Consider the following 16539-nt stretch of genomic DNA (forward strand, 5'->3'; position numbering starts at 1 on the left):
GCTCGATCTCAGCTTTCGCTTGGGCAATGGCCGTCAGTCGCTCTTCGCGGCGAGCCAGTTCGGCGGGGATATCCAGACCGTCGGGCAGATCGGAGCGATCAGCTTCTTCGGCATGGCGTAGCAGTTCTTCGACCTCGGCCTTGAGTTGGGCTTCGAGCTTACAGGCATGCTTCCAGCTCAAAGCCCGGTGTTTGGACGCGTTGGCCTTGATCTTGGTTCCGTCGAGGCTGACTTTGCCCAACTTCAAAAAGCCCATTTCCCGGGCGATGAGCAGAATCTGGACGAAGAGCGGAGTCAACTCGGGCAAAAAGCGCTTGCGAAAGGTGGCGATTGTATCGTGGTCAGGATGGTCATTGGCAGCAATGTAGCGAAAAGCCACCGAGTCGTAAGTCGCCCGTTCCAGCTTGCGGCTGGAGAAGACACCAGTGGCATAGCCATAGAACAACAAGGCCAGCAACGTCTCCGGATGGTGGGCCTTGGAGCCACGACCGGCATAAGCAGCCTTGATTGCGGTAAGGTCAAGCTGCGCAACGATCTCGACGATGAAACGGGCCAGATGTTCTTTTGGCAACCAATCATCCATGGATGGTGGCAGCAGGAAGAGTGTCTCCCGATCCACCTGACGGAACCTGTTACTCATAACAAATGTCGCCTTTCCTGATAATTTCAAAGCGCGGCGATTTTAACATGATGCGGACGAAAAGTCCGACAAACTCCTAGGCTGGCGGCCAGGACGGTGTAGGCGAGCTTCTCCTTCTGGCCACCCGATTTACCACCCGAATCCGCATAATGCTCATGCTCGGCGTTGTCCTCACGCCAGCGTTCACTGGCGGCGAATACGAACCAGTTGCGCACATCGGTCACCTTGGCCGTCCAGCGCCGATCCATATCCGAGTGTTCATCCCGTCCCCGGAACCGCTCAATGATTCGCTTCACCAGGAGGAATTTTGCCTCCGAATACTGCACATCCTCCGAGCCGGTGAGCGCACCTTCGGTACAGGTACGCAACTCGGTCTGGAAATCACGGATGTCGGCGTCGAGATTCATCTGTGCTTCGAGACTGATATAACGGCCCGGGTTGTAATCAATCTGGGTGAGCGATTCGTTGATCCGGGCGATGCGCTCCTTGATGGTTTCCCGTTCGCGTGCCAGCTGGGATTGAAAATTCGCCACCTCTCGGATGGTGTTCTCGTTCAGGAGTTCCTTGAAACGTCCTTCAAACCGGGGCAAGTCATCGGCCTGCAGTTGATCCAGCATGGATCTGTATTCGGAAGCGGCAGCCAGGTTGGCATCGACATCTCCTGTCTCCAGCTTCCACATCCCTTTATATTCAGTCATGGCCTTAACGATCTTTTCGGACAGGCGCTTGATCTTCGAATCTTCAGCGTCGATCCTGGCCTGCAGCCAGTCACGCATGTCGCGCTCGCGATTGTCGCAAGATTCGACTGTCAGCATTTGACCACCAAGCGCCTCCTCACGCATCGCTTCCAGTAGGTCAAATCTCTGAACAATATCTTCTGTTATTTCAGCTAAAAGAGCTTGGGCTTGTTGCTGCAGCTCTTGCGCAGCACTGATTTTTTGTTCGGTTTTCGAACGTTTATCTTTCCGTCCATCAAGCTGAATCTCCGTTTCTTTCAACTCCCCTTCGAGCGCGGCCAATTGTGACGTCAGAGTCTTGAGCAGATCGGAGGCCGCTTCCAGCTCACGTTTCTCGGCTTCCAACCTGGCAATGACAACCGCCACGGGTTTCCAGTCGAGATCACGAAAGTCGGTATACTCACCCAGCTTCGAGAGGACCGAGAGGCGCTCCTTGGAGGCGGTCTGTTCCTTCTGCAGCGTGCTGATGCGATCGGCAAGGTCGGCAAGATGTATTTCCTGCCGCTTGGCGACTTTTTCCAACGCAGCGATTTTTTCGACGTTGCTCCAACCAAGGACATAACGCCGGCGATCATCTATTCGATGCCGGTCATCCTTTTCATGCCGCTCCCCGGGAGCTTTGATCTGTCCGGCCCTGGTAATGGCACGGGTCTCGCGGCGAAATTGATCCTGGTTCTCACAGCAGGCCAGATCAAAACGGTGGGCCACCTCCCGTTCGATCCAGTCATAAAAGGGCGAATCGGGCTTGACTTGCAGCTTGCGCACCAGTGAGTCGGGATGGAGCAATGGCAACTCGCCCCGCACCCCTTCCCGCACCCGGAAATAAACCAGCCTCCCCCGCAGGTGGGTTTGGTCAACCCACTGCGCCACCTTGGCGTAATGCCGATCCGGAACCAGCAGAGACAAGCCAAAGCCGTGAAGCAGCCTTTCGATGGCGCCTTCCCAGTCACGCTCGTCCTCGCGCACCTGCAGCAATTCACCGGCAAACGGCATTTCCTCTTCGGAAAGAGCAAGCGCCTGACAGAGGGAACGCCGCATGGCAATCTGTTTTTCGTCGATATTGCTAACCCGGGCTTTCAACCCCGTGATTTCAGTTTGCAGCTGATCGTATTCATCCTTTCCCTGTTTGAACAAGACGCCTGCCTCATTGAGATCGTTCTGTGTACGAACTTCGGTTTCTTCTGTCGTTTCGCGCCACTTGGCGGCTTCAGACCGTTGACGCAGAAATTCTTCTCCAGTCGCGGCGGGGGATTGCCCCAAGGCGCGTACCAGCTTCTCATAGCGGGATGCTTTCAGCTTCCTACGTTCCAGTTCATCCTGTTTTTGAAGAATCTCCTGACCGATGCTTTCAATACGGTCACCACCATTTTCCGCGATGGTACGGCGCAGTTCACGCTCCTGCCCCTGCTGGGCACGACGCTGCTCCTCCAGCCGCAGGGTGGCGACTTGATGCCGGGTCAACTCTTCATTCAGCGAGGTGAGTCGTTTCTCCAGGAGATCGAGTTTCAGGGTGGCGAACCATGGCCGCAGGGCATCACGGCAAGCTCGCAGATTATCCGCCGTCTGCGCCAACTCCCGATGTCGCTCGCAATCGGCCACCAGAGGCGTAAGCATCTCCACCTGGCGTTTGGCCTTGAGAACCGCCTCGTGAGCTCGGTTGAGATCCTCGAAGTGGCCGATCAGGGCGGAGATACGTGGCGCGACATCAAAGGGCTCAAGCATGTGGCTGCGCACGAAGTCGGTCAGGTTGCCGACCGACTTGAGCGACACGGTCTGGTGGAATAGATCCAACGCCTGTTCGTTATCAATGCCGAAACGACGGCGGAACCAGGAACCGTAGGGCGGAAAGCTGTCGAACAACTCGACACCACCTGACCGCAGCTGTTTGCGAAGACCGACCATCTCGCTGCCGAATCCGGAAAAATCTGCCGAAATGGACAGATCGCGTTCACAGACCGCATACAGACGAGCCGGTTGCGTATTGGCCTCTTTCATCCAGAAGACCTGCGCCAAGGTGACTGTCTTGTTGTAGCCAGCGTTATGGAAAACGCCGAGGATCACCGAATAACTGTTGAAGTCGCGCAGTGCGACCGGCTTGGCGCTGCCCAGGGTTTCCTGCCGCTCCGACTTGTAAAACCCGAGCACATAGGACTTAAGCGAACGTTCGCGGCTGTCGGCCCCGGCCGCCTTGTTGTAGGCAACTCGATGACTCGGCACCAGCAGGGTGGTGACGGCGTCGACCAAGGTCGATTTTCCGGAACCGATATCCCCGGTGAGAAGACCGTTTTTTCCGCCTAGACGCAGAGTCCAGACCCTCCCGTCAAAGGTTCCCCAGTTAAAAACCTCGAGTCGTTGCAGGCGAAAACCGGCCAGCCGGTCATCTGCCATGAATTCCAATTCGAGCGCTTCAGCCATCCATCCCCTCCAGCGGTTGCGCAAGCTGCTGTCGATATTCCGCCAATCGTTGGTCAAAATCGGCGAGCCACTGCGCATCGACAAACGCCTTAATAATGCGCCGCACCTCAATCATCTGCCCCTGCCCACGCAAGCGGCGGATAAAGCCGAGCTCGGCAATCCTGTTCAAGGTAGCATCGACCTGATCGATGAGTTTCACCTCGTTGCTGCCCGCCGGTAGAAAAATCCGGATCAATTCCACCACTTCATCCCGGGAAAGAATCAGACGCGTATCGCCGCCACCAGCGTCGAACTCGGCCAATTTTTTCCGCAAGAGCGCAAGCAGCAAACTGACCTGATAGGAGAGCTGCCGCCGGGCAACCAGGCGCGGCATGACAGCCTGACTGTCCTCATCCTGCCGGGAACGTAAAAAAGCGTAGCCTTCCGCCTCGTCGAGCATCAGATCCAGACCAAGAACCGCGACGTAATCCCGAACGCTCGCTTGCAAATTCAGCAGCGAGCCCCACAATCCCGGGTTATCCTCCTGATAGAGCACCCCCTTGAGCAGAGGCACCACCACGGACGAGAGTTCGTGGGTCGGCTTAGTCGAATGGCTGGGGTTGGTATCGGCGACAATCATCATCGGTCCCTCAGCAAAATAATACGCGGCAAGGTCGCCTGGCGCATGACGCCAGTTTCCAGCTGCCAGCTCACCTGTTCCTGCACCTCATCGTCCACGGCCGTTTTGGGCCATTCTCCGGCCAGCTGCAGATAGGCAACCAGTTCGGCCAAACCGTGACGCAACGGATGGCGAGTCACCACTTCTGCGAGGCTGATCTGGCTGCGCCCCTGGAGTTCCTGCCGAATATTCCGGGTCAACTCGGCCCGGTCAACCACCACTTGGGCATAGAGAGCCGCCGTATCCACATCCGCATCCCCTTCGTCCAACGCCATCTCGTCAATGAGGGGCTTGAGCGGCGGCCGATAGAGAGGTCGCTCCAGGGGAAGTTCAACCGTTGCGGAGGTCTCGGCCAAACGCATGAAATCCCCCGATGGAAACTCCTCGCGCAACGCCAGCGCATGGTTTTCGACGCTGTGCAGGATGTCCATGATGCGGCGGTTCTCCAGCCAGGCCTGATCATCGAGAAATCGCCGCAGCTGCTCGGAAAGCTTCGCCACCGTCCGCTGGGTGTGTTCACCTGCTTCCAGCCAGTCGTAATGTACGCGCTGCAGACGAGTTTCGGGATGCATGGACTGGATCGGCGGAAGGGACAAAACCTGTTCCAACAGGTGGGTCAATTCTTCCTGACGGGACTGGGACATCAGAAAATCCCAGAAGGAGCGAAAGCTCTTCCCCTGATCTGAATCGGCGATGGCATCGCGCTCGCCCATGATCTCTTCGAGCAGTGCCCCTTTTGCTCCCTCCCAAAGGGCAATGCGTTCGCGCACCCGTCGGTCAAGCGTGCGAAAATTGTGCTCCACCTCGCGAAAGTCGGTCAGCAGCTCCCGAGCCAGCTGCAAAAACTGTTGAAAGCGATCCTTCAGACCGGTATCGTCCAGAAGCGGAATATCACCCGCCAGAATGCGGGCGATCTCCGCGTCGATATCGTTGCGGCGTTTTTGCAGTTCGGCGATGCGTACTTGTGGGTCAGTCTGGCTCCCTTCACTCATCTGCCGCAGCAGCTCGAACAGAGTCAGCAAGCGGGATTCCGTACCGACAAAGGCGCGCTCGGTCAGACCTTCCAGCCAGGCCAAGGCCTTTTCCGTCGCGGGAGTCAGGTCAAAGTGCGGTTCGTCCGTCCCGACAAGATAAAATTTCCGCAGCCACCCCTTGTCGTTTTCGGCCCAGTCGTTGAGATAGCTTTGCGCGGTTCCGGGAAAGGCCTCAGCCCCCAGCTGCTCACGCAGAGCGAAAAGCTCATCTTCTAACGCCTCGGCCAGGTCTGCCTGAGACAAATTGCGGACATTGGGCACGATGAACACCCGGTGCAGAAAACCGGCCACCAGCGGCGCGTAATGTGCGCACAACAACCGCCACGCAGGGTGGTTCTGGCGGAGCAGCTCTAAAGTAACGTAGTCCAGTGCCATATCTTCCCCCCGGTTTTATCCATCGCCATGCTGCACAAGCCACTGGCGACCCTTGTCGGTGAGGCTGTATTTCTGCAAGCGGCTGTTGGGCTTGTCGGGAATGGTCATTTCGATCAGGCCGTCGGCCAGGGCCGGTTTGAGGTAGCGCTCGCGGAAGGATTTGCGGTCCGAAAGCCCCAGGGCGGATTGCAGTGCCTCGCGGCCCATCTCGCCCCGGATCGCCGCCAGCAGCTCGCCGACTTGGGGGGTGACTTGAGGGCTGACTTGGGGGGCTGTGCTGGTCACCGTATCCAGGATCATCCGCAGCATGAAGGCGATGAAGGGCGCGGAGTCGGTCTTGTGGGTGCTTTCTTGAATAGCCTGGTAGTACTCGGACTGATTCTCAAAGATCAGGCTTTCCACCGGGATATCGGCGAACAGGGGATTCCAGCGGGCCAGGATCAGGCTCTGCCACAGCCGACCCATGCGGCCGTTGCCGTCGGCGAAGGGGTGGATGAATTCGAATTCGTAGTGAAAGACCGAGCTGGCGATGAGCGGATGGGCGTCAGTGGCGGCCAGCCAGTCGAACAGGTCACTCTTCAGATGAGGCACCCGGTCGGCGGGCGGGGCCATGTGAATCACCTGCTGGCCTGCCATCACGCCAACGCCGCCGTGCCGATACACTCCTGCCTCGTCGATCAGACCGGACATCAGAATCCGGTGCGCTTCCAGCAGATCCTTTTCCGATGAGGGTTTCCAGGTGTCGAAACGGTCGTAGGCAGCCAGGGCGTTTTTCACCTCCTGCACCTCGCGGGGCGGGGCGATGACCCGTTTGCCCTCCAGAATCGCGGTGATCTGCGCCTCGCTCAGGGTGTTGCCTTCGATGGCCAGCGAACCGCGAATGGTGCGGATGCGATTAATGTGCCGCAGCCGCAATGCTCTCGCCTGATCGGTGAGCACGGTCAGCCGCCCGATGGCCTCGCTGATCGCGGCGACCCGGTTAAGGATATCGGCGGTGATGGTGTAGGGTGGCTGGTAGACATTCATAGTCACACCCTTCACTGGGCGTTGTCGTTCGAGCCCGGTGCATCCTCGCCCTTAACGACGGGCTTGCCATCTTGCCAGGTGACGGCGTACTGACCCAAACGCCGTTTCTTCTCCAGCGTCTTGCCGACGGCCTGGCGGAGTGTTTCCAACTGTCGCTGCCCTTCCGGGGAGGGCGTGCTTTTGCGTTTTGTGTTCATCCTTGGGCCTCCTCAAGCAGAAGCTGATAGTAGTCATCATGCACAATCTCACGCTCACTACGGCGCTGTTCAAAGACCAGCACCGGGCTTTCCCCGTCGTTCATGAAGCAGGTGCAGCTATCGACCCGGTGGCTGAAGTCGTTCAGCAGATGGCTCAGGCTGCGTGGAAAACGCCGCTCGATATCCGCCACCGGAATGTTGTGCCCGCCGTGGGCGACTCGTTCGGCCACGCGCAGCTTGGACATCTCGAAACTCGGCAGGGCCAGAAAGATCAGCTCCACCCGCCAGCCGTCGGTATGCAGCCGCTCGACTAGGCGCAGGTAGGTGCGCCCCGCCAGAGTGGTTTCAAAGGCGAAATCCTCGCGGGCGGCGATGCGCTGCTCGATCTCCCGCAGAAAGAGACGGCTGGCAGCCAGCAACTCCCGCTCCGGTGCGAGTGGCGAGAGACCGGCGGCGATCAAGTCTGCGTTGATGAAATGAGTGCAGCCCGCCACCTGGGGCAGATACTCCAGGGCGAAAGTGGTTTTACCTGCGCCGTTGGGTCCGGCGATGATCCAGCAGGTGGGCATTATCTTCTTCCCTTCCATCTCTTCCATTGTTGAAATCCCTCGCTGATAGCAACAACTCGGTTCAGCATCTGGGGGGTAATGGTACGGAACGGCTGATATATCCTTGCATACTTGAATTTGCGCTATCTGTATGGTGACGAATCACTCGAAACTTTCCCATGCAGGCGTGACGCTAAAGGTTCACCCAAGCACAGCCACCAACTCCCCAATCACCCGCAAATCGTCCGCCTGCTCCTCATTCAAAACAATCGGCTCATAGCCCGGAAGATAACTGTCCGGTCGAAGAATGATCGACGTGTGCCGCCACGTGCCATCATCCTGAATCTCCTTGGTGCTTTCATAAATCTTGACGGTGTAGTGGCAACTGGTATCGGTGTCGGCAATCTCCCGGTGCGAAGCCAGGACGACCTTGCCGTTCCGTGAGCCCCCTTTTTCTTCACGGAACAGGCACCATGCGCCGTACGGGATGCGCCGGTTCATCGACTCCCCAACCACTTGAGCCACAAACAGTCCCTTCCGTGGCCGGAATTCTTCCGGCAGCTCCACCCAGTCGCACCCGTCCATCTGCTGCTCGTTGCTGAAACCTCCGGCGGCGACCTTGAGGTCGTAGAGTGGCACACAATTCACATAAGGCCTTGCTTCTTCCGAACCCAGCCGGCGAAACGGCAGGTCCACAGCTTCTTCGTGTGAAGGCAGAATCGATTTCTCGATTATCGACTCTGCTGCTGGTCCAAATTGCAGCCGCTCAGCGAAGTACCTGCGCGTTTCGTCATCGACAAAATAGACGTAACACCCTTTCTGTCCACGGGTCATGAGGGTACGGTAAGTATTTTTTATGATGGCATCGATCCTTAATACTCCCCCATCAGGAACTTCCTTGACCAGTTTCTTCCACCCCTGGATCGATTTATCCATTTTCGAACGCTCGGCTGGCCGGGTCTCTACTTTACCTTCACGAACAACAAAGTCCGGGCCAACGATGACGCCTATGTAGTCCACCTCTAATCCCTGGCAGGTGTGGATGCACCCCACCTCGCTGACGGAGTCGGGTTTGATGATCCACGCCTGTCCGTCCGTTTCCAGGTTCCAAGTCGCCTTGTAGTCTCCGATTACGATGTCCTTCAGCAGCGGTTTCTTCTTGCTGATCCAGTCCCAGCAGTAGCCGGCTACCATCCGTGCCTTGTTGTTTTTGTTCTTGGCCTTTATGAGGTCGTGTAACTCTGATGGGGTGTCGATGATGCGAAAATCATATTCACGGATATCCAGGACTTCGTTGGCCGTCCTCCGGATCTGCAGGTTGTTGTCGAGCCAAGCCAGGTAGCCGTTGGAGCCGTTGCAGCGGAACTGGGACTCCAGACTCATCTCGACAACTTCAGCCCCAAGCTTCTTTGCCCAGTTGCGGATCGCTTCTTTGTCGCCAATATCTTTCAACGTGACCTTCTGGTCTTCATCGATGAAGAACACACTCAATTTGCTGGCATTGATGATCTCCTTGATCTGGTTTTCACCCAGGTGGCTGAACATGCCGGATTTCTCGTTCAAGCGATGCGCCTCGTCCACAATAAGGCAATCGAACGCATTGGGCGCAACTGCGTGGTATGAGCCGGAACCGGAGAACATGTTGGAAATATGCGTCTTCCGGAAATGACCGATGAGCTTTGCCTCATATACGAGCCGGGGGGCCGAGTTTCGGGAGACGTACTGGACAACGAATTCCCGTTCCGTGAGCGCCACAAGGAGGTTGATCGCCAAAACCGACTTGCCAGTGCCTGGTCCACCCTCGACGATCAAGACCTTTTTGGTATGCTCGGAAGCCTGCTCTGCCAGTCGTTTCGCCTTCTCGAACACCACTTTCTGGTCATCGATCAAAACGAATTCCCGGTTCCCTTTAAGCATCGACGCTAGTTCGTCGGCCAGTTTCTTGGAAGGTTTAATCTTCCCGTGTTCGATCCGGTACATGATCCGGGTCGAATCGCCGTATTTGACGTGGGTCTTAATGAACTGCTGGAGTTTCAGGGCATCGGGCTTGAGGAAGATCGGGGCACGTTTGATGTGATCGCTGTAGAAGGGATGGGTGATCACGCCATCGTCATCGTAGTTGTGCAGATAGGCACATGGGAAGAGCCCTATTTGTTCTTCCTGAACGGTCTGGTTAAAATCTTCAAGAAGACGCTTGTAAGACCAGGCTTGGTAGGAGGGATGGAGGACCTCGGTAGAGCCATGCTTGAACCGGGTGATGACGACTGCGTCACTTTGAGTTAATTCCGTCTTCTGCCACTGTTTCAGTTCTACGAGGACGGCCGATTCACGCTGGTCTCTGCCCCTCCCGGTCAGGATAAAGTCGATACGTTTTGAGGTCTGCGGGAGGTGGTACTCGATGGCGACGCCTGCATCATGGGGGATCTCGTCGTCATTGAGCACTCGATCCATATACTGCAGCGAGTGCATCCACGACTCGATTTCTGCTCTACCGGTGCTTCTCCCTGTTGCATTCCGGAATGCGTCAAAGATAATGCCGCCGATGTCATTGGTCATGACATCTTCTTTGAACCTAGCTTTTGTAGCGGAATAAACGATCAATGTTGGCCCCTCGGAATGCAGATATTGATCTACAACTTCGTGTACTTGGTGTTTTTCCCTTTCGCCTTTTCTACAGGATATTTCTTCTCACTCTTTTCGATCTTCCGAAGTAGAGCTTTGGTCAGATCAACCTCAAACCTTTGGGAAAACCGCAGCAAGAAAAAGAGGACATCGGCCAGCTCATCCTCAATATCACCTTTGACCTGCTGGTTGTCCAGCAACGCCATCGACTGTTCGTCCGTTTGAAAGCGAAAATGCTCTAACAACTCCGACGCCTCGGTAATAACACCGATGGCCAGATCCTTAGGGCCGTGGAACTGATCCCAGTCGCGGGCTTCGCAGAATATTCGGACAATATCGGCTAAGTCCTGTAGTGATCGTTGCTTTTCCATATTCAAACTCCTGCCAAAAGAGAACTTTGACCTGGCGGCCTTCTCAGTGAAAACCATTAGATTAGCTCCCCCTTTTTCTTTTTCTGCACACAAAACTGCTCGAACTGCCGCTGCGCCAGCTTCGAGGGAATGGTTTTGCCGTTCTCCCAGCGGTTGACCGTGGCGAAGCTCACCCCGAGGGCGTGGGCCAACTCCTCCTGGGAGAGCGCCAACTGCCGCCGCACCTCCTTGACCGTTTCAGGAAAGTTTTCGGGTTGGCGGATCATGGCCATTGGACATCTCCCGCTGATTGAACCAGGCGCAGCAGGCCGGGCGCGACGTTCCACTGGTGGCCATCGTCCGTGGCGACGCTGATGGTCTTCTTGTTAAGGCGCAGCACCCTGCCTTCCAGCATCCGGCCGTCAGGGGATTGGAAGCCGACTCGATCGCCCCTGGTGAAGCTGGTCATCAACGTGGTGGCGCGGGCTTGGGAAATGAGCTTGAGCCGCTCGACGATCAGCCGGTTGAGAAAGAGCAGATCTTCCTCCTTCAACCGCTTGATCGCCTCGACGGCGGAGACGCGGTCGACGATCTTGACGCTGCCGGGCTTCATGGCTGATCCTCCTGTTGGTGCACGCGAAGGCGCGAAGTTGATGTGTTTGTTGGCGACGCGTTGCAGGCCATTCTTCAGAAGTGATGCGCCAAAGTTGATGAGCAGTCCGAGGGGCAGGTTCATCAGGCGCAGGTAGGTCAGTAGCTGTTTGGGATGAACCGGGTGGATGTTTTCGACTGATTTCAGCTCAACGATCAGCTGACCATCGACCAGCAAACCCAGCCTAAAACCTTCATCGAGTGAAACACCCTGATACTGAATAGGAACCGGCTTCTGCCTCTCGACAGACAGGCCACGCTTTTCCAACATTTTGGACAGAATCGCCTCATAGGCCGATTCCGGCAACCCCGGCCCGAGATCACGGTGAAGTTGCAATGCCGCATCGACTACCATCGCGGCCACTTCCTCGATATCCCTTCGCGCATTCGCGTCTTCGCGTGAGGCATGAATCTCAGAGGTTGACCCGCTCCTGTTCGATATAGGGACGCATCTCCGGTCGCAGGGCCTTTTCGGTGACAAGGTCGACCGGACAGCCGAGCAGGTCCTCCAGGTAAAACTGCACGCCAAAATAGCGCTTGGAGGTGGCCGGGCCGTCGAAAGCCACCAGCACATCGACATCGCTGCCGCTACTCGCCGTATCACGGGCGGTGGAGCCGAACAGGGCCAGCCGGGTCACGCCGAAACGGGCCTGCAGCTCCGTCTTGCTATCTCTCAGCAGGGCAAGGGCACGTTGTCTGTTCATCGCTCAGCCTCCCAAGGCGGATTCATCTTCTGGGCTTTTGCGCACCCGAAACCACCGGGCGCACGAAGGCCATTCAAAACTACCCGACAATATAACATCTGCTATGCGGCGTACAACTCAAAATTCGAAGGAGTTCCAACAGATTTGAAACCGCTCCGGTAAATAAGCCACCAGAAGGCCAGCACGAAAAAAATTCAACCGCCGCTCGACACTTTCTCTGTCTCTCCGGTAAGTAAGGGCAGAATCCAAAACGAGGAGCCACCGACCATGGACATCAACGACCTGTTTGACGGAATCATGAAGAGTATCAACCAGTTTGCCTTTGATCCCGCCGAGCAGCGGTTGCAGGAAAAAATGCAGGAGTCCGGACGAGGTCCGGAGAATGAGGGTAACAATGCGGAGAATTTTCAGGCGAAAGAGAAGCGGGGTGTGATGGATTTCCCGAAACTGATCCTGTGGCCCTGCGGGCCAGTGGCGGGAACCGCCTACTACGTCAGGAACGTCCTGTCCCCTCCTGCGTAGGCTCCCCTTCGCTCGCTGACGCGGCCCTCCCTGGCCGCTTTTCAGCCACTGGCTGCGCTCGCTGCGCTTCGATTCCCGCGTCACAGTCACAACTAAAAAGAGGGTTACCCTGAAGGGTAACCCTCTTTTTAAATGGTAGAGGTGGCGGGAATCGCCATCTCCTCAATTTCAGCAGCCGAGAAATCATTTTGCCTAACTTGTTTTCTAAATGGTTTTGGACACTTATATCATTTGATGCAAGCCTATAGTGGTGGAGTTATCTAGTCAATTTTGTACCAAATGTACCACCCAAATGTACCACCTTATTTGGATATACTAGCGGGAATAACGAGAGAAGGCAAACCAGTTTCTTCCAACTACAGACCGTCTCCTTCACCTTGATTCGATTCCGACCTACCGGAATCAAATTGGCTCCAGAAATATCTCACGTAATGTTTCTAGGTACCATTTTTTCCAATAGAATAATCCTTTCCTAAGGCGATTGTCTTAGAGCTTAGAATCAGATGACCTAAAGGATCTATTCGATCAAAAATCATAATTTAGGACCTACCTGACACAAAAAGCCCGTTAGATGCAATTGGTAGCATGCCCCAACATATTAGCAATTACTATACCCCTAACTCAACCTTGACCTTTTCATTTAATCTGTCTACATTTACCCTGGTTTATTTTTATCGTTATTTAAAAGTTCTTGCTTAAAAGGAGTTAAGTAAGGACTGGAGTTAACCACCTAATATTATTATAGGAATTATGTTTTATTTTTTCGGAAATTGGCAATATTGTCTCTGTTAGACAATATTGGATTTTCGTTATCCACAATACATAACTCATTGAATTTCAATAATTAACGAAAAAGACGACGATGAAATACATTTTAAATCAAACAATTTCGAGCACTCACGAAGACTCCCAGGGGGAGAAAAATACCAAAGAGTTTCTGCTAGCTTTAGCAGAAAGATTCGGTGAAAGAATCCCTCTTCACCAACATCACGACATGCGGCTTGAAACCCTTGGGTATCTAAAAAATTTTAAAGTTGTTCCAGATGAGGAGTCTTCAGGAGAATGGCTTTTAAAAGCAGATGTTTATTTTTCCTGCGAAACCATAGATGAAGCATTAGGTGGTTTCAGTTATTCAATTACAGAACCTATCTCGGATAATTTTGATGTTGCAAAGTACCAAATTTATCTCCCTTGGCCGCATTATAATAATCAAGACCTTATTGACGAGTTGTTAAGCGAAGATAAAGATTTGGCTGTAGGAAAATGGCGAAAAAAAACTGTTGACCCCGACACTGTAGGCTTAATTTACAATGTGGCCATCTTCATGTTTGCTCCGCTCTGGACAAACGTTTACAACAACCACGTTGCACCAATGATAAAAAAACTTTTCTCAAAAACTCAAAACTTAAAAAGTAAAGGATTATCAATAGATTTCATTCAACAAGCTGGCGATTTCAAGGGAGAATTAATACAAATACAATTCATTCCAGATAGAGGCAATGAGGAAAAGTGCTTAAAAGAACAATTGGTGTATGAAGGCCTTAAAAAAGTTGAAAATTTTCTTAAAACAGGTCCAGATGCAAATACTGTTGGGATTGTTCGAGTAAAACTAATGTATGATATATTTATAAATCAATATAGATTGATACACGTACAATACAAGTCCGGTAAAGACAAGAGAATTCCATAAAAAAATTAAAAACCGAAAATTTTTGTCCTTATTTAAAAATCATATACAAAGCGGAAGCGTTACATATCAACCCTCATTATTATTAACTTTAACTAAAATGAAAAGATCAAAACACTTCACTCCTCCTCATCTTAAAAATATAGACTCGTCACTTCATTGCGGAATGGATTTACTTTCACCAAATTTCTTCAAGGTAGGTAATGAATTACTTACTCTCGCAACTTCCGAGGTAACAAAAAAAATGAAAGGGTCAAGTTTTGACTCTTGTAGATATTGTTTTCCTGCAATTATAATGTTCTGTACTGCTTTTGAATCATATTTAAATGAAACTATCGAGTTCAGCAGGACTCTTGCCATAAAACAGGACACTAATAACAAGGAATCGATTCTCAAAAGAATCGATGACATAAAAAAGGCAAAAGAAATTAAAGATAAGATAAAATTGTTTTACAAAGGATATGATTCAGAGGACGTTGGAATTGACACAAATGGAAGCACCTACCAAAATCTGATTGCACTATTTAGATTGAGAAATGAAATTATTCATTATTCTCCCGATATGACAGCAGGAAACAAATGGCCAATTCGAACAAAAGAAGCATTTTTTAAAAGTAATCCTAAAATAAAAGAGAATACTACCTGGACAACAACTTTTGGTGCGGTTAGCGTAGCCAAATGGGCACACGACACCACAATCGCTGCCATTCGCTTATTTGCCAAAATTTCCGGATCACAAGATCCTTTTGGTGAAGAAACTCCTTATCCATGGCACTGGTAAAAATAAATGGGAAGACTATTCTCACGCCTTTCATAAAAAAGGTCCGCAAAAAAAATCTGTGGGCCTTTTCTATTTCCCAGGGTCACTGTGAAAGAGCCTATTTGAGTCGCCTAGTTGCTTACTTATGAACCTTCTTTTCAGATTGCCCTATTCCCATTTTTACAATAGGCCACCCAAAAACATCAGTTAGAGTCCAAACAAGTGGTGTAACAGGGCAGTGCCCTTGAAAAAAGAAGACCATCGCGTCATTCTCCAAAGCTAAAACCGCCAAGCCTCAGCGAAAGGAGAAAACGCGATGGTCGAATCCAGTGTAGAGCTGCAGCAGCATTTGTGCAAGGCCCTTGAAATCGCCCAACCCGATGTCCTGCGGAGTTTGTTGACAACCATGATTCAAACCCTGATGAATGCTGAAGCCGATACTCTTTGTGGTGCCGATTACGGCCAACGCTCTGAAGAGCGGACCAATCAGCGCAACGGGTATCGGCAGCGTCCTTTGGATACCCGCATGGGGACACTTGATCTGGCAATCCCCAAGTTGCGCCAGGGGAGCTACTACCCCCAGTGGCTGCTCGAGCCGCGTCGGCGCAGTGAAAGGGCCTTGGTAAGCGTGGTGGCGCAGTGTTATGTCAGTGGCGTTTCCACCCGTAAAGTCGAGAATATTGCCCAGTCGCTGGGCATTGAGCGACTGTCCAAATCCCAAGTCTCCGAGATGGCCAAGTCACTCGACGAGCAGGTCGAAGCTTTTCGCAACCGCCCTCTTGACCAGGAGGCCTATCCTTATGTGTGGCTCGATGCCATGGTCGTCCGCTGCCGAGAGGCCGGTCGCATCGTCAATGTGGCTGTCGTGATCGCCACCGCCGTCACCCGAGAAGGTCATCGCGAGGTTCTTGGGCTGGATGTGATCACCTCCGAAGACGGTGCGGGATGGACCGCTTTTTTGCGCGGTCTGGTCGCCCGGGGCCTCAAGGGGGTCAAGCTTGTCATCTCCGACGCCCATCAGGGACTGAAAAGCGCCGTTGGGGCGGTTTTGCCCGGTGCGGCCTGGCAACGCTGTCGCACCCACTTCATGCGCAACCTGTTGTGCAAAGTGCCCAGGAAGGCCCAGCCGGCGGTGGCCACGCTGGTCCGCTCCATCTTTGCCCAATCTGACAAGGAACAGGTCCTGGCCCAGCACGCCCAGGTTGTCGAGCGGCTACTGCCGCAATTTGCCGAGGCGGCCAACTTGCTGATCGATGCCGGCCCGGACCTGCTGGCTTTTACCGACTTTCCGCAGAAACACTGGCGGCAGATCTGGTCAAACAACCCCCAGGAACGACTCAACCGGGAAATCCGACGCCGCACCGACGTGGTGGGCATTTTTCCGAATCGCATGGCCATCATTCGCCTGGTCGGTTCGGTGCTTGCTGAACAGAACGATGAATGGGCGGTCAGCCGCCGGTACATGAGCCTGGAATCTATCGCCGAAGCGATCCAAGGCCTTCAAAGAACGAAATCCGAAGAGCTGGACGACTCCCCAGCTCTTCCCTCAGCCGCATAAGTTAAGCCGGAGAATGGCCCCGGTGGCTTCTTACACCACTTGACAGGACGTGACC

Annotated in this window: 16 protein-coding genes (1 of these 16 only partly in view); 4 read left to right on the forward strand and 12 right to left on the reverse strand. The window is 53.6% G+C overall.

All coding sequences use genetic code 11. The features are described 5' to 3' along the window. The 12 genes from N902_RS0105380 to N902_RS0105435 form a co-directional block, all read right to left on the reverse strand. Positions 1-640, reverse strand: the beginning of a protein-coding gene (locus N902_RS0105380) for an IS1182 family transposase (RefSeq protein ID WP_027370099.1). The gene continues 719 nt to the left of window position 1, outside the view; 640 of the gene's 1359 nt are visible here — the first part of the coding sequence; its start codon is at positions 638-640; the stop codon falls past the left edge of the window. A 26-nt stretch (positions 641-666) separates the two neighbouring features. After that, positions 667-3792 (reverse strand): ATP-binding protein, encoded by a 3126-nt coding sequence (locus N902_RS16565; protein ID WP_208596269.1) that lies wholly within the window; start codon positions 3790-3792, stop codon positions 667-669. After that, on the reverse strand, positions 3785-4414 hold the full coding sequence (locus N902_RS0105390) for a DUF4194 domain-containing protein (protein ID WP_027370100.1): 630 nt from the start codon (positions 4412-4414) through the stop codon (positions 3785-3787). Before N902_RS0105390 ends, N902_RS16565 begins: the two co-directional genes overlap by 8 nt. Next, on the reverse strand, positions 4411-5859 hold the full coding sequence (locus N902_RS0105395) for a DUF3375 domain-containing protein (RefSeq protein WP_027370101.1): 1449 nt from the start codon (positions 5857-5859) through the stop codon (positions 4411-4413). Before N902_RS0105395 ends, N902_RS0105390 begins: the two co-directional genes overlap by 4 nt. A gap of 15 nt (positions 5860-5874) precedes the next feature. After that, complete coding sequence (locus tag N902_RS0105400) at positions 5875-6885, reverse strand: Fic family protein (protein ID WP_027370102.1); 1011 nt, start codon at positions 6883-6885, stop codon at positions 5875-5877. An 11-nt stretch (positions 6886-6896) separates the two neighbouring features. Beyond that, positions 6897-7082: a hypothetical protein gene (locus N902_RS0105405; RefSeq protein ID WP_027370103.1), complete on the reverse strand. Its 186-nt coding sequence runs from the start codon at positions 7080-7082 to the stop codon at positions 6897-6899. After that, complete coding sequence (locus tag N902_RS0105410) at positions 7079-7678, reverse strand: ATPase (RefSeq protein ID WP_244147373.1); 600 nt, start codon at positions 7676-7678, stop codon at positions 7079-7081. The genes N902_RS0105405 and N902_RS0105410 overlap by 4 nt, the downstream gene beginning before the upstream one ends. A 153-nt stretch (positions 7679-7831) precedes the next feature. After that, entirely contained in the window at positions 7832-10186 is a 2355-nt protein-coding gene (locus N902_RS0105415; RefSeq protein ID WP_208596270.1) for a DNA/RNA helicase domain-containing protein, read from the reverse strand. Between the two features lie 74 nt (positions 10187-10260). After that, positions 10261-10623, reverse strand: a complete 363-nt coding sequence (locus N902_RS0105420; RefSeq protein ID WP_027370106.1) for a nucleotide pyrophosphohydrolase — start codon at positions 10621-10623, stop codon at positions 10261-10263. Between the two features lie 56 nt (positions 10624-10679). Beyond that, positions 10680-10895 carry a helix-turn-helix domain-containing protein gene (locus N902_RS0105425; protein WP_201257954.1) on the reverse strand — a complete coding sequence of 72 codons (216 nt, stop codon included), beginning with the start codon at positions 10893-10895 and terminating at the stop codon, positions 10680-10682. After that, positions 10886-11608 (reverse strand): GxxExxY protein, encoded by a 723-nt coding sequence (locus N902_RS20145; RefSeq protein WP_208596271.1) that lies wholly within the window; start codon positions 11606-11608, stop codon positions 10886-10888. The genes N902_RS0105425 and N902_RS20145 overlap by 10 nt, the downstream gene beginning before the upstream one ends. A 58-nt stretch (positions 11609-11666) precedes the next feature. Continuing rightward, positions 11667-11957 (reverse strand): nucleotidyltransferase family protein, encoded by a 291-nt coding sequence (locus N902_RS0105435; RefSeq protein WP_027370108.1) that lies wholly within the window; start codon positions 11955-11957, stop codon positions 11667-11669. A 267-nt stretch (positions 11958-12224) separates the two neighbouring features. Here N902_RS0105435 and N902_RS16580 point away from each other — a divergent pair, with 267 nt between their 5' ends. The 4 genes from N902_RS16580 (at position 12225) to N902_RS0105455 (ending at position 16484) form a co-directional block, all read left to right on the forward strand. Continuing rightward, positions 12225-12479 carry a hypothetical protein gene (locus N902_RS16580; protein WP_208596272.1) on the forward strand — a complete coding sequence of 85 codons (255 nt, stop codon included), beginning with the start codon at positions 12225-12227 and terminating at the stop codon, positions 12477-12479. 862 nt (positions 12480-13341) lie between these two features. Then, positions 13342-14169 carry a hypothetical protein gene (locus N902_RS0105445; protein ID WP_027370109.1) on the forward strand — a complete coding sequence of 276 codons (828 nt, stop codon included), beginning with the start codon at positions 13342-13344 and terminating at the stop codon, positions 14167-14169. A 22-nt stretch (positions 14170-14191) separates the two neighbouring features. Beyond that, complete coding sequence (locus N902_RS19640; RefSeq protein ID WP_110301262.1) at positions 14192-14947, forward strand: hypothetical protein; 756 nt, start codon at positions 14192-14194, stop codon at positions 14945-14947. A 295-nt stretch (positions 14948-15242) separates the two neighbouring features. Beyond that, entirely contained in the window at positions 15243-16484 is a 1242-nt protein-coding gene (locus tag N902_RS0105455; RefSeq protein ID WP_051564334.1) for an IS256 family transposase, read from the forward strand. Positions 16485-16539 lie beyond the last annotated feature (55 nt).

Origin of the sequence: Desulfovermiculus halophilus DSM 18834, assembly GCF_000620765.1 — a bacterium.
Taxonomy (GTDB): Bacteria; Desulfobacterota; Desulfovibrionia; order Desulfovibrionales; family Desulfothermaceae; genus Desulfovermiculus; species Desulfovermiculus halophilus.

Excerpts from the sequence above, each read along its gene's own strand:
- N902_RS16565 (WP_208596269.1), bottom strand. The coding sequence starts at position 3,792 with ATGGCTGAAGCGCTCGAATTGGAATTCATGGCAGATGACCGGCTGGCC.
- N902_RS0105390 (WP_027370100.1), bottom strand. The coding sequence starts at position 4,414 with ATGATGATTGTCGCCGATACCAACCCCAGCCATTCGACTAAGCCGACC.
- N902_RS0105395 (WP_027370101.1), bottom strand. The coding sequence starts at position 5,859 with ATGGCACTGGACTACGTTACTTTAGAGCTGCTCCGCCAGAACCACCCT.
- N902_RS0105400 (WP_027370102.1), bottom strand. The coding sequence starts at position 6,885 with ATGAATGTCTACCAGCCACCCTACACCATCACCGCCGATATCCTTAAC.
- N902_RS0105405 (WP_027370103.1), bottom strand. The coding sequence starts at position 7,082 with ATGAACACAAAACGCAAAAGCACGCCCTCCCCGGAAGGGCAGCGACAG.
- N902_RS0105410 (WP_244147373.1), bottom strand. The coding sequence starts at position 7,678 with ATGGAAGAGATGGAAGGGAAGAAGATAATGCCCACCTGCTGGATCATC.
- N902_RS0105415 (WP_208596270.1), bottom strand. The coding sequence starts at position 10,186 with ATGACCAATGACATCGGCGGCATTATCTTTGACGCATTCCGGAATGCA.
- N902_RS0105420 (WP_027370106.1), bottom strand. The coding sequence starts at position 10,623 with ATGGAAAAGCAACGATCACTACAGGACTTAGCCGATATTGTCCGAATA.
- N902_RS0105425 (WP_201257954.1), bottom strand. The coding sequence starts at position 10,895 with ATGGCCATGATCCGCCAACCCGAAAACTTTCCTGAAACGGTCAAGGAG.
- N902_RS20145 (WP_208596271.1), bottom strand. The coding sequence starts at position 11,608 with ATGGTAGTCGATGCGGCATTGCAACTTCACCGTGATCTCGGGCCGGGG.
- N902_RS0105435 (WP_027370108.1), bottom strand. The coding sequence starts at position 11,957 with ATGAACAGACAACGTGCCCTTGCCCTGCTGAGAGATAGCAAGACGGAG.
- N902_RS16580 (WP_208596272.1), top strand. The coding sequence starts at position 12,225 with ATGGACATCAACGACCTGTTTGACGGAATCATGAAGAGTATCAACCAG.
- N902_RS0105445 (WP_027370109.1), top strand. The coding sequence starts at position 13,342 with ATGAAATACATTTTAAATCAAACAATTTCGAGCACTCACGAAGACTCC.
- N902_RS0105455 (WP_051564334.1), top strand. The coding sequence starts at position 15,243 with ATGGTCGAATCCAGTGTAGAGCTGCAGCAGCATTTGTGCAAGGCCCTT.